The 11,798-nt window shown below is 65.2% G+C and carries 13 protein-coding genes; 9 read left to right on the forward strand and 4 right to left on the reverse strand.

Annotated features, from left to right (window positions below; all coding sequences use genetic code 11):
• Positions 1 to 3 precede the first annotated feature (3 nt).
• Positions 4 to 942 carry a threonine-phosphate decarboxylase gene (locus AC04PH_RS03500; protein ID WP_483064355.1) on the reverse strand — a complete coding sequence of 313 codons (939 nt, stop codon included), beginning with the start codon at positions 940 to 942 and terminating at the stop codon, positions 4 to 6.
• Positions 939 to 1,538 (reverse strand): DUF1636 family protein, encoded by a 600-nt coding sequence (locus AC04PH_RS03505; RefSeq protein WP_483064356.1) that lies wholly within the window; start codon positions 1,536 to 1,538, stop codon positions 939 to 941. The genes AC04PH_RS03500 and AC04PH_RS03505 overlap by 4 nt, the downstream gene beginning before the upstream one ends.
• Here AC04PH_RS03505 and AC04PH_RS03510 point away from each other — a divergent pair.
• Positions 1,531 to 1,914, forward strand: a complete 384-nt coding sequence (locus AC04PH_RS03510; RefSeq protein WP_483064357.1) for a response regulator — start codon at positions 1,531 to 1,533, stop codon at positions 1,912 to 1,914. The genes AC04PH_RS03505 and AC04PH_RS03510 overlap by 8 nt on opposite strands.
• Here AC04PH_RS03510 and AC04PH_RS03515 read toward each other — a convergent pair whose 3' ends face one another.
• The gene (locus tag AC04PH_RS03515) at positions 1,915 to 2,889 is read right to left on the reverse strand and encodes a glutathione S-transferase family protein (RefSeq protein ID WP_483064358.1); all 975 of its coding nucleotides are present in this window, start codon (positions 2,887 to 2,889) and stop codon (positions 1,915 to 1,917) included. It lies immediately after the preceding gene.
• 315 nt (positions 2,890 to 3,204) lie between these two features.
• Here AC04PH_RS03515 and AC04PH_RS03520 point away from each other — a divergent pair, with 315 nt between their 5' ends.
• The 8 genes from AC04PH_RS03520 to AC04PH_RS03555 all read left to right on the forward strand — a co-directional run bounded on the left by AC04PH_RS03520 (position 3,205) and on the right by AC04PH_RS03555 (position 10,524).
• Entirely contained in the window at positions 3,205 to 3,420 is a 216-nt protein-coding gene (locus AC04PH_RS03520) for a DUF6732 family protein (protein ID WP_483064359.1), read from the forward strand.
• On the forward strand, positions 3,417 to 4,616 hold the full coding sequence (locus tag AC04PH_RS03525; RefSeq protein ID WP_483064360.1) for a sirohydrochlorin chelatase: 1,200 nt from the start codon (positions 3,417 to 3,419) through the stop codon (positions 4,614 to 4,616). The genes AC04PH_RS03520 and AC04PH_RS03525 overlap by 4 nt, the downstream gene beginning before the upstream one ends.
• A 67-nt stretch (positions 4,617 to 4,683) precedes the next feature.
• Entirely contained in the window at positions 4,684 to 5,322 is a 639-nt protein-coding gene (locus AC04PH_RS03530) for a precorrin-8X methylmutase (protein WP_483064361.1), read from the forward strand.
• The gene (cbiE, locus tag AC04PH_RS03535) at positions 5,319 to 6,521 is read left to right on the forward strand and encodes a precorrin-6y C5,15-methyltransferase (decarboxylating) subunit CbiE (RefSeq protein WP_483064362.1); all 1,203 of its coding nucleotides are present in this window, start codon (positions 5,319 to 5,321) and stop codon (positions 6,519 to 6,521) included. The genes AC04PH_RS03530 and cbiE overlap by 4 nt, the downstream gene beginning before the upstream one ends.
• Complete coding sequence (gene cobI / locus AC04PH_RS03540; RefSeq protein ID WP_483064363.1) at positions 6,518 to 7,267, forward strand: precorrin-2 C(20)-methyltransferase; 750 nt, start codon at positions 6,518 to 6,520, stop codon at positions 7,265 to 7,267. Before cbiE ends, cobI begins: the two co-directional genes overlap by 4 nt.
• Positions 7,258 to 9,099: a precorrin-3B C(17)-methyltransferase gene (cobJ, locus tag AC04PH_RS03545; protein ID WP_483064364.1), complete on the forward strand. Its 1,842-nt coding sequence runs from the start codon at positions 7,258 to 7,260 to the stop codon at positions 9,097 to 9,099. The genes cobI and cobJ overlap by 10 nt, the downstream gene beginning before the upstream one ends.
• A 199-nt stretch (positions 9,100 to 9,298) precedes the next feature.
• Complete coding sequence (gene cobM, locus AC04PH_RS03550; protein WP_483064365.1) at positions 9,299 to 10,072, forward strand: precorrin-4 C(11)-methyltransferase; 774 nt, start codon at positions 9,299 to 9,301, stop codon at positions 10,070 to 10,072.
• Positions 10,073 to 10,167: 95 nt separating this feature from the next.
• Positions 10,168 to 10,524, forward strand: coding sequence for a hypothetical protein (locus AC04PH_RS03555; protein ID WP_483064366.1), 357 nt, complete (start codon positions 10,168 to 10,170; stop codon positions 10,522 to 10,524).
• An 18-nt stretch (positions 10,525 to 10,542) separates the two neighbouring features.
• Here AC04PH_RS03555 and AC04PH_RS03560 read toward each other — a convergent pair whose 3' ends face one another.
• A complete protein-coding gene (locus AC04PH_RS03560; protein WP_483064367.1) occupies positions 10,543 to 11,712 on the reverse strand; it encodes a MalY/PatB family protein in 1,170 nt (389 codons plus the stop codon).
• Between the last annotated feature and the right edge of the window lie 86 nt (positions 11,713 to 11,798).

The following is an 11,798-nucleotide window of genomic DNA, read 5'->3' on the forward strand; positions in this document are numbered from 1 at the left end:
GCGTCAAAACGCACCTTCCAGTTGCGCCCAGCGATCAGTTGCAGGCAGACCGAGGCGCAGCCACGTTTTGGAATAGGGAAATATGCGCGACCAGACCTTCGCCGCTGCAAGGTGATCCTGCGCGGCCTGCGCGTCCGCCACCTCGTAGAGCCGGAACAGCGACGTGCCGCCGACGACGACCGCGCCATGACCGATCATGAGTTTATCCAGTCGCGCGGCGTCCTGCGCAAGACGAATGCGGGTGTCCTCGGCCCACTGAAAATCCGACAGGGCCTCTGCCCCGATATGCAGCGCGGGACCCGCGACCTGCCAAGGGCCAAGACGCGTGGCCAGATCGTCGATCAGGTCCGGGTCGCCGATGGCGAACCCCAGTCGTGCACCGGCCAGCCCCCAAAATTTGCCGAAACTCTTGAGCACGATCGTGCCGGGGCGGTCGGCCAGACGGATCAGAGACGTTTCCGGCGCGACGTCGCAGAAACTTTCGTCGATGATCGTGAAAGGCAGGTCGAGATCGTCGGGGTTCCACAAACGCCCGGTCGGGTTGTTGGGATGGACCGCCACGATGGCATCTGTGCTCGCGTCGCCTTGCGTCCAGCCCGCGGCGGCAAAGGCGGCGGCGTGTTCGTTGTAGGTCGGGCCGGGGATGGCGACGGTTGCGGCGGGTACCAGACGGGGCAGTTGCGCGATGGCGGCAGATGCGCCAGGTGTGACGAGCACGGCGGCGTCAGGCGGAACATCCCAGAAGGTCCTTGCGCGCGCGGTGATCAGGTCGAAAGCAGCGCGGTCGGGCAGCGCGGTCCAGGCATCCGGTGGCAGCTTGGGCAGAGGGTAAGGCACCGGGTTGATCCCCGTCGACAGGTCCAGCCAGTCGCCCCTCGCGCCGCCGAAGCGTGCGGCGGCGGCGTCGATTCCGCCACCGTGGTCGCGGGGCCGGTCGGTCATGCGTCGCCGGTGGTTTCTGGATCGGCGGGGATCGGGTGGTGGCGGGTCACGAAGTGGCCTTTGATCGCCTGCGGCCACGTGCGGTAGGGTACCTGCCCTGTTTCGCTTTGCGCGTGCAGGCCCGCGTAGGCAGCGATGCCTTCGGCGGCCTCTGCCCCGGGGATGAAGTTGCCCAGGGTATAGGCGATCTTGTCCTTGCCCTGCACCGTGACGTTGCACCCGGACTGGCAGCCCATCAGACACGAAACCCGGCGGGTTCTGACATCGGGCAGCCCCGCCGCCGCCGTCTCGATCAGCGCGGCGAAGGTTTCGCCGTCGGTCGGCCCGCCCGCGGATGCGTCCCATTCGGGCCGTTTGCAGGTATCGCAGATTGTGATCCATGTGGACGTCATGTCGCGCTCGGCCTCCGGGTTTTCACTCTTCAAGCGGATTTGCGCCACCTCTACAAGTCGTGCCGTGCGGATACCACAACCCGTGTTACAGTTTCCCGCGAAGGCCGACCGGCGGGAAATCGGCAGGCCGCATTGCAGGACACGTGGAAAACAGGTGCGCGCAAGCGCCGGGTCGGAGACGTTCGCCATCGAAGTCATGATCATTCAGAGCAACCCTGCGTTGGGCCAGAACTGGGCGGAGCATCTGCGCGCGGCCGGTGCGCGGGTCACCCTCGCCGATGACGGGCAGGCGGCGTTGCGCAGGTTGCAGTCCGACAGGTTCGATGTGATCGTCCTCGATCTTATGGTGCCGAACGGCAGTGCGTTCGCCATCGCCGATTTCGTCAATTTCAACCATCCGCGCACCAACGTGATCTTCGTCACCGACACCGATTATTTCTCGGACGGGTCGATCTTTGCACACAGCGGCAACGCGCGGGCCTTCGTCACGACCACGACGCCGCCGGACGATCTGGCGGCGATCGTGATGCATTACGGGCAATCGCGGGTGCCCGACCCTCCCCTGGCCAGAAGCGGCTGATCAGCCCCGCCCGTGCGGTGCCGCATGATCCAGCAGCGGATTGATCGGGATAATCCGGTTCGGATTGATGGTTTCGTGACTGTAGTGGTAGTGCCGCACGATGTGATCGAAATTCACCGTCTCGGCGATACCGGGCCATTGGTAGAGTTCGCGGGTGAAGCCCCAGAGGTTCGGATAGTCGGCGATTCGACGGCGATTGCATTTGAAATGCAGGTGATAGACCGGGTCGAACCGGATCAGCGTCGTCCATAGCCGCCAGTCGGCCTCGGTGATCTTGTCGCCCATCAGGTAGCGGGTCTTGCCTAGCCGCTCCTCCAGCCAGTCGAGGCTGTCGAAAAGCGGGTGCACCGCGTCATCATAGGCTTCTTGCGTCGTGGCGAAGCCGGATTTGTAAACGCCGTTGTTCACGGTGTTGTAGACGCGGTCGTTCACCTCTTCGATGGCGTCGCGCATGTCTTCCGGCCAGTAGTCATCGGTGTTGCCGGTGATCCCGTCGAAGGCGCTGTTGAACATGCGGATGATCTCGGAGGATTCGTTCGAAACGATCGTCTCGCGTTCGGTGTCCCACAGGATCGGCACGGTCACGCGGCCCGAAATCTGCGGATCGGCCTTGAGATAGATGTCGCGGGCGAATGGCAGGCCATAAAGCCTGTCCCCCGTGGCGCCCTCGAAATCGGTGTCGAAGGTCCAGCCGTCGGACAGCATATCGGGGTGCACGACCGATAGGCCAATATGATCGGTCAGGTACTTGAGGGCGCGGAACACCATGGTGCGATGCGCCCAGGGGCAGGCATTGGAGATATAAAGGTGATAGCGTCCGCTTTCGGCCTTGAAACCACCCTCGCCGCTTGGCCCCGCGCTGCCGTCGGCGGTGATCCAGTTGCGGAACTTCGCGTTGGACCGGACGAACTTGCCGCCCGATTTTTTGGTGTCGTACCAGACATCGTGCCAGACGCCGTCAACCAGTTGTCCCATCAGAACAGTCCTTTCAGATCCATCATCGTGTCGATCATGAGGTAGGCCAGTCGCCGCCGCGAACAAATCCCTGCCACAGCGCACGTGGGGTGCGGCAATGCACAGGTCTGCCGGTTTCCGCCGGGGGATGCCGCTTCTTTCATTGCGGCGCGCCGGATCGCCCCATATACCGCCCGTGACGAAGCCCGCAGTGGCCAGAATGGTTGGTGGCGCAAGGTTGACCCCCACAGGGAACCGGCGCGTCACGTCGTCGACCTGCCGTGCGATACGCACGGTCCTCTGGCTGCCGGGCGCAAGAGACAGGGGGAACGGGCAATGCGTATTTTCTTGAGTGTGATGACGATGGTTTGGGCTGGTGCGGCGCAGGCGCATCCGGGTCATTGGGGCGAATTGGCGGGCCACGATCACTGGCTGGCGGGGGCCGCCATCGGGATCGCCGTCATCATCGGGCTGGCCGGTGCCGCGAAGGGCCGTAAGAAGGGTGAGGCCGAGGAGGCCGAAGCCGAGGACCCCGAAGGCGAAGCCGCATGAAAACCGGCGTGATGATCTGCGGCCACGGGTCGCGCAGCCAGTCGGCGGTCGATGAATTCGCCACGCTGGCCGACAAGCTGCCGGCCTATCTGCCCGACGACTGGCTCACCGACTATGGCTATCTGGAATTTGCCAATCCGGTGATCCGCGACGGTCTGGACCGCCTGCGCGAGGCCGGATGCGACCGCATTCTGGCTGTGCCGGGGATGCTCTTCGCCGCGATGCACGCCAAGAACGACATTCCGACGGTGCTGAACACCTACGCCGCCAAGCACGGGATCGCCGTCAGCTACGGCCGCGAGCTGGGCGTGGACCCCAAGATGATCGCCGCCGCCGCGGGCCGCATCCGCGAGGCCGTGGCGCAAGCGGATGCCGACCACGGCGACCTGCCGCTGGAGGAGACCTGCCTGGTGGTCATCGGGCGCGGCGCGTCGGACCCCGACGCCAACGGCAACGTGTCCAAGATCGCGCGGATGTTGCAGGAGGGCATGGGCTTTGGCTGGTGCGAAGTCGGCTATTCCGGCGTGACCTTCCCGCTGGTGGAGCCCTGTTTACAGCATGTCGCGCGGCTGCCCTACAAGCGTGTGATCGTGTTTCCTTATTTCCTGTTTTCGGGTATCCTGATCGACCGGATTTATGGTTTTACCGATCGGGTCGCGGCGGAATACCCGGATATCACCTTCGTGAAGGCGGGCTATCTGGGGGATCACCCAAAGGTGCTGGAAACCTTCGCCGAACGCATCATCGAACAGACCGGAAAGAACCCGCCGCCCAACTGCGGCATCTGCGGCTATCGCGAACAGGTGCTGGCGACCGAGGACGGCGGGCATCACCACATCAGCGCCGATCAGCGCAATCATCCGGCCTTCGACGACACCCCGCCGCCGACCTGCGTTTTGTGCAAATACCGCACCGCCGTTCTGGGGTTCGAGGCGGAAGTGGGTGCCGTGCAGGAGAGCCACCACCACCACGTCGAAGGGCAAGGGGCCAACGCGCCGGGGTCGAACGTGGCCGACTGCAGGTTGTGCGATACGTTCTGCACCGGCATGTGCCGGTTGGAGGCGCAGCATGATCACCACCATCATCATCACCACGGTGACGATCATCACCATCACCACGATCATGTACATGCCGAATATCCGCACGCAAAACACCCGCACGGGCCGGAAAGTGCGCGCAGATCGGTGAAATCGTGAAGGCCCCCGAATTTTCGCGAAAATTCGCAAGGCTCGATTTTTCGGCGAAAAATCGGGCGATCACCTGATGCGTCCCTACGAGAAAGACCCTGCGGAGATCTACGCCGCCAGTTTCGCGACGGTGCGCAAGGAGGCGCGGATGGACCGTTTCGCGCCCGCGCTGCATCCGCTGATCACGCGGCTGATCCACAGTTGCGGCATGGTCGAAATCGCGGATCGGCTGGCGTTTTCGCAAGGTGCGGTTGCGGCGGGCCATGCGGCCTTGCAAGCGGGTGCGCCGGTCGTGTGTGATTGCGAGATGGTGGGTGCCGGGATCATTCGGCGGTATCTGCCCGCGGACAATCCTGTGATCGTCACGCTCAACGATCCCTCCGTGCCGGAGCGGGCAAAGGCCATCGGCAACACGCGGTCGGCGGCGGCGGTGGACCTGTGGGTCGACCATCTGGACGGTGCCGTTGTGGCAATCGGGAATGCGCCCACGGCGCTGTTTCACCTGCTGGAGTTGATCGACGCAGGTGCACCGAAGCCTGCGGTGATCCTCGGGTTTCCGGTCGGCTTCATCGGGGCGGCGGAAAGCAAGGCGGAACTGGCGGCTGACCCACGCGGCTGTGACTTTGTCACCGTGCGCGGGCGGCGTGGGGGGTCGGCCATGGCCTCTGCAGCGGTGAACGCACTGGCGGCGGGCTTGCCGGAGGATGCGATGTGAGCGAACCTTGGCTGCATATCGTCGGCATCGGCGAGGATGGATTGGACGGGCTGCTGCCCGCCACCCGCGCCGTCGTCGAGGCGGCGGAGGTCATTCTGGGTGGTGACCGGCATCACGAACTGTCGGATGCTGTGACGGCGAAGCGGCTGGCGTGGCCCTCGCCGTTCGACGCGATGATCGAGACCATACAAGGCCTGCGCGGACGGCGCGCCGTGGTGCTGGTGACCGGCGATCCGTTGTGGTTTTCGGCCGGTGCCCGGATCGGGCGGGCGGTGGACCCGGCGGAGATCGTCTATCATCCGCAGCTTTCGGCCTTTCAACTGGCCGCCGCGCGCATGGGCTGGTCGCTGCCGGACGTCGAAACACTGACCGTCCACGGGCGGCCGGTGGAGCAGATGATCGCCTTCATCCAGCCCGACCTGCGGCTGCTGATTCTGACGACGGGGTCGGAGACACCGGGCCAGATCGCAGCGTTTCTGACGGCGCGGGGGTTCGGCAAGTCGCGGATGACCGTGCTGGCCGCGATGGGCGGCAAGGAGGAGGCGCGGTTCGACGGGTTGGCGGAAAGCTGGAACCACGTGGTGCCGGCCTTCAACACGTTGGCGGTCGAATGTGTAGCGGCGCCCGACGCGGCGCTCTTGCCACGCGTGCCGGGCTTGGCGGACAGTCTGTTCCAATCCGACGGCACGATGACCAAACAGGAGATCCGTGCGGTGACGGTGGCGAAACTGATGCCGATGCGCGGGGCGCTTTTGTGGGACATCGGCTGTGGTTGCGGGTCGGTTGCGATCGAGTGGATGCGGGCGGCGCGCTATGCGCGGGCCGTGGGAATCGAGCCGCGGGCGGACAGGCGCACGATGGCGGCGGCCAATGCGCTGGCACTGGGCACGCCGAAGCTGGAGCTGGTCGAAGGCACGGCACCGCAGGCGCTGGACGGGTTGGCGGCACCGGATGCGATCTTTATCGGAGGCGGGTTGAGCCGGGCGACGTTTGAGGCGGCGTGGGACTCCCTGCGCCCGCTGGGGCGGTTGGTGGCCAATGCGGTCACACTGGAATCCGAGGCGGCATTGATCGGCCTGCACGCGGAATTCGGCGGCGATCTGGTCAAGATCATGACCTATCGCGCGGAACCGGTCGGCCGGTTGACGGGCTGGCGGCCCGCGATGCCGGTCACGCAGTGGAGCCTCGTGAAACGATGACGTCGCGCGACGCTCTTGACGATGCCAATGCGCCCCGCCCGCCGTCCCGCGGGACGCTCTACGGCGTCGGTCTGGGGCCGGGCGCCCCGGATTTGATCACGTTGCGGGCGGCGCGGTTGATTCAGAACGCGCGCGTAGTCGCATACCCGACGCTGGCGGGCGGCAGCAGTTTTGCGCGGGCGATTGCTGCGGATTTGATCGCCGATGATGCGGTCGAGATCGTCATGGACGTGCCGATGACGGTGGCGCGCGGGCCTGCGCAAGCGGCCTACGATGCCGGGGCGGCACAGGTTGCGGCACATCTGGACGCGGGTCGCGATGTGGTGTGCCTGTGCGAAGGGGACCCGTTTTTCTACGGGTCGTTCATGTATGTCTTCGCGCGGTTGTCCGGCGATTATGACGTGCAGGTCGTGCCCGGCGTGACCTCGATCACCGCTTGTGCTGCGACGGCGGGAATGCCGCTGGCGGCGCGGAACGAGCGGTTGACGGTGCTGCCGGGGCCGCTGTCGGAAGACGAATTGCGCGACCGGATTGCAGGCGCGGAAAGCGTGGCGATTATGAAGGTCGGGCGGCATCTGGCAAAGATCCGCGGCGTGATCGACGGGCTGGGGCTGACGGCGCAGGCGGTCTATGTGGAGCGGGCGACGCTGCCGGACGAGGTGGTCCTGCCGCTGGCCGATGCGCCTGAGACCGCGCCTTATTTTTCGATGATACTTTTGACCAAGGGGGCCGATCCATGGCTGTGAAACCTGTCGCGCCTCAGGCGGCGCGCAATCCCGTCGTACTGGCGCTGTCGCGGTCCGGTGAAGGCACGGCACATCGTGTGGCGAAGGCTTTGGGCTGCGGCGTGCACGGGCGCGAAGGGCGCGTCGAACAGGCCGAAGCGTTCTTCGCCAATGCGCTGGATCATACGCGCGATCTGTTCGCGGCGGGCGTGCCGATCATCGGTGTCTGTGCCAGCGGTATCCTGATCCGCGCGGTGGCCCCTTTGCTGGCCGACAAGACAACGGAACCGCCGGTGGTGTCGGTGTCGGACGACGGCGCGGTGGTTGTGCCGCTGTTGGGCGGACATCGCGGGGCGAACCGGCTTGCGGCGCGGATTGCCGATGCGCTGGGGGCCGTATCGGCGGTGACGACGGCGGGCGAAGTGGCGATGGGCGTGGCGCTCGATGCGCCGCCCGCCGGTTGGCGGCTGGTGAACCCCGACGACGCCAAGGATGCGATGGCCGGGATGCTGGCGGCGGGCGGGGCGACTGTCGCGGGCGATGCGGTGGCGGACTGGCTGGCGGACGTGCCAAAGGCGGAGGGTGTCATATTGACGGCGAGCATGGAACGGCACGCGACGCTGGGGCCGGACCATCTGCAATTCGCGCCGCAGCGGGTGACGCTGGGCGTGGGCTGTGCGCGGGACTGCGCGCCCGAGGAATTGGCGACACTGGTGGCGCAGGTGCTGGACGAGGCGGGGATCGCGCCGGAGGCGATCCATTCCGTCAACACGATCACGCTGAAGGCGGACGAATTCGCGATCATCGATCTGGCCGCCGATCTGGGCGTGCCCTTGCGGTTGTTCGACGCGGACGCGCTAGAGGCGGAGACGCCACGGCTGGCGAACCCGTCGGATGTGGTTTTCGCCGAGGTCGGCACGCATGGCGTGTCGGAAGCGGCAGCACTGGCGCAGGGCGGGTTGGACGCGACGCTATTGGTGGCCAAGCGCAAGACGGCGAATGCGACCTGTGCGCTGGGGCTGGCACCGGAGCCGTTGACGGAAACGCGCGGACGCGCGCGGGGACGGCTGTCTGTCGTCGGCATCGGGCCGGGGCAGGCTAGCTGGCGCACGCCGGAAGTGTCGCGGCTGGTGTCGGAGGCCGAAGAACTGGTGGGTTACGGCCTCTATATCGATCTGCTGGGGCCATTGGCCGTGGGAAAAATACGGGCGGATTTCCCGCTCGGTGGAGAAGAAGACCGCTGCCGGTATGCGCTGGAGCAGGCGGGCAAGGGCAAGGATGTGGCGCTGGTCTGTTCGGGCGATGCGGGAATCTATGCGATGGCGGCATTGGTCTTTGAACTACTGGATCGCGGACCGGATCAGATGGGCGTGTCGGATGCCGCGCGCCGGGTCGAGGTGGTGTGTTCGCCGGGCGTGAGCGCGCTGCAGGGGGCGGCGGCGCGGGCCGGAGCACCTTTGGGGCATGATTTCTGTGCGATCTCGCTGAGCGATCTGCTGACGCCGCGCGAGGATATCGTCAAGCGGTTGAAAGCGGCGGCCGAGGGGGACTTCGTGATCGCCTTTTATAATCCCGTTTCGATGCGGCGGCGGACCTTGCTGGCCGAAGCGCGCGACATCCTGCTGCAGCACCGACCGCCGGATACGCCGGTGATGTTGGCATCGTCGCTGGGACGGCCTGAGGAGTATATCCGGTATCGCAGGCTGGATGCGTTGAAAGTGGATGAGGTAGATATGCTGACCGTGGTGCTGGTGGGCTCGTCCCATTCGCGGCTGGCGCAGCTGGGCACGGGGCCGCGGATGTACACGCCGCGCGGCTATGCCCGCAAGATCGACGGGGATCTGGCGGGATGACGCTGTTTTGCGCTGCAAAATGCGCCCCACCCGCCATCCCGCACGCAAGATTAGCTGAGAGGCCGTTTGCGGGCAGGTCTGCCGCAAACAGGCCATACCGAGGGTCATGCGAGTCGCGCCAGCGTCAAGGACAAGCCGCCTGCGGCGGTCGCGTGCCGCGATCCTTGACCCTGACACGAATCGCGAAGGGGACGGACACATGACGGTTTATTTCATCGGCGCGGGGCCGGGTGACCCGGAATTGCTGACACTCAAGGCCGCACGGATCATCGGGGAATGTCCGGTTTGCCTTTATGCCGGATCGCTGGTGCCGGAGGCTGTCGTCGCCTGTGCGCCTGATGGCGCGCGGGTGCTGGATACGGCACCGATGACGCTGGAGGATACGCATGCGGAGATCGTCGCGGCGCACGCGCGCGGCGAGGATGTAGCGCGTGTGCATTCTGGCGATCCGTCGCTCTACGGTGCCATTGCCGAGCAGATCAGGCGGCTGAAAGTGGACGGGATCGACTATCAGATTATCCCGGGCGTGCCGGCCTATGCCGCGGCGGCAGCGGCGCTGGGGACCGAACTGACGGTGCCGGAGGTCGCGCAATCGATCGTCCTGACACGGATGTCGATGAAATCGACGGGCATGCCGCCGGGCGAGACGCTGGAGAATTTCGCCCGCACCGGGGCGACGCTGGCGATCCACCTGGGGGTCCGCGCCCTGCGCGAGATCGAACGGCAGTTGATTCCCCACTACGGTGCGGACTGCCCCTGCGTCGTGATCTACCGCGCAAGCTGGCCCGATCAGCTGATTATCCGTGGCACCCTGGCGGATGTGCGCGCAAAGGTGCGTGACGCAAAGATCACACGCACTGCGCTGATCATGGTTGGCCCGGCGCTGGGCGAAAGCCAAGGATTCCCTGATTCCGCCCTTTATGACGCGGCCAAACCGCATGTGCTGCGCCCGAAAGTGAAGCCTGCGATCTAGGCGGCGCAGCATCGCACGTGCCGCAGCGCGGCGGATTTTGTCACTTGATCTTCATAAATTGCAGGCATTTCATATGCGGCAACGGAGATTTTGTGATGAACGATATTTTACCGGACGCGGTTTTGAAGGGCTTGCAGGAGGCGCGCCGCAACGCGCTTCGGCTGAACAGCAAACTTTGTGTGCATGACGGCGATGAGGTCTATCGCATTTTGCGGATCTGGGACGACGGCTTTGCGCTGGAGCCCGGCGTCGCGGACAAGCTGCGTGGCCGGGTCGAGATTTTCGACGGCGCGCGGCATCTCTATCAGTGTCTCGTCATCAGTTCCGAAATGTCGGGCGCGGAACAGGTGTTCGAGTTCAAATGGCTGCATCCGGTGACGGACAAGCCGCCGGTCGATTTCGTCCGCGAGGGGTTCACGCCGGCCGGGCTGCTGGCGGGCTGGCACCTCTGATACCGTTTATGGTGGTCGTTACTGGAGGTCGCTGAAGGCGTCCTGCATTCGCTTGACCGCCGCGACGATCTGGGCGCGGGGCGCGCCGATGTTGAACCGCAGGAAGCTGTCACCACCCTTGCCGAAAGTCGGACCGTGGTTGGCGGCGATGCGCGCCTTGTCCTGTACGCGGGCGGTAAATTCGGCACGGGGCATGCCGGTACCCGCAAAATCCACCCAGGCCAGATAGGTCGATTCAAGCGGCATCGATTTCACACCGGGGATCGCGTTGATACCGGCGTCGAAAATCTTGCGGTTCCCGTCGAGATAGTGGCGCAGATCGTCGACCCAGGCGGCACCATCGGGTGAATAGGCCGCCGTGGCCATGAAAAGTCCGAAACTGTTGGGTGACAGGCCGAGTGCGCCCATCCGCTTGGCAAAACGGGTGCGCAGGTCCGCGTCCTCGATGATGACGTTGCCGGAGTGGCTGCCCGCGATGTTGAACGTCTTCGTCGTCGCGGTCATCGTGATCAGCCGGTCGGTGATCCCGTCGATATGGGCCATGGGAATATGGGTATGACCGGGCATCGTCAGGTCGTGGTGGATTTCGTCCGAGACGAGGATGAGCTCATGCCGTTTGGCGAAGGCCGCGACGGCGCGCAGCTCTCCCTTGGTCCAGACACGCCCGCCGGGGTTGTGGGGCGAACACAGGATCAGCATGCGTTCGTCGCCGGTCATCTGCGCGTCGTAGGCGTCGAAATCCATTTCGTAGCGGCCGTCGTTGTTCACCAGCTCGCATTCCACCACCACGCGGTCGGCGGCGTCGATCACGCGGGCGAAGGCGTGATAGACTGGGGTGAAAAGCACCACGCCGTCACCCGGCGCGGTGAAAGCGTCGACGCACATCCCGGTGCCGTTCACCAGCCCGTGCGTCGTGAATATCCACGACGGGTCGATGGCCCAGTTGTGGCGGGTCTGCATCCACCATTGGATCGCGGCGCGGTATTCGCCTTCGTCGCCGTAGTAGCCATAGACCCCGTGGTCGCGCATTTTCTGCACGGCATCCTGAATGCAGTCCGGGGCGGGAAATTCCATATCGGCGACCCACATGGAAATGCCGTCGTCGGGGGACACGCCGTAGAGCGCCTCCATCGCGTCCCATTTCACGCTGTGTGTGCCGCGGCGGTCAGGGGTGTGGTCAAAACTCATGGGTCGCTCCGAAATCGCTTTGGGCCAAACTGTGCGGTTGCCGCGCGCAGTGCAAGGCCAAACTGGCCGCCTTGCGACAGGCTGGG

It is taken from the genome of Yoonia sp. KMU-150, from assembly GCF_056858355.1.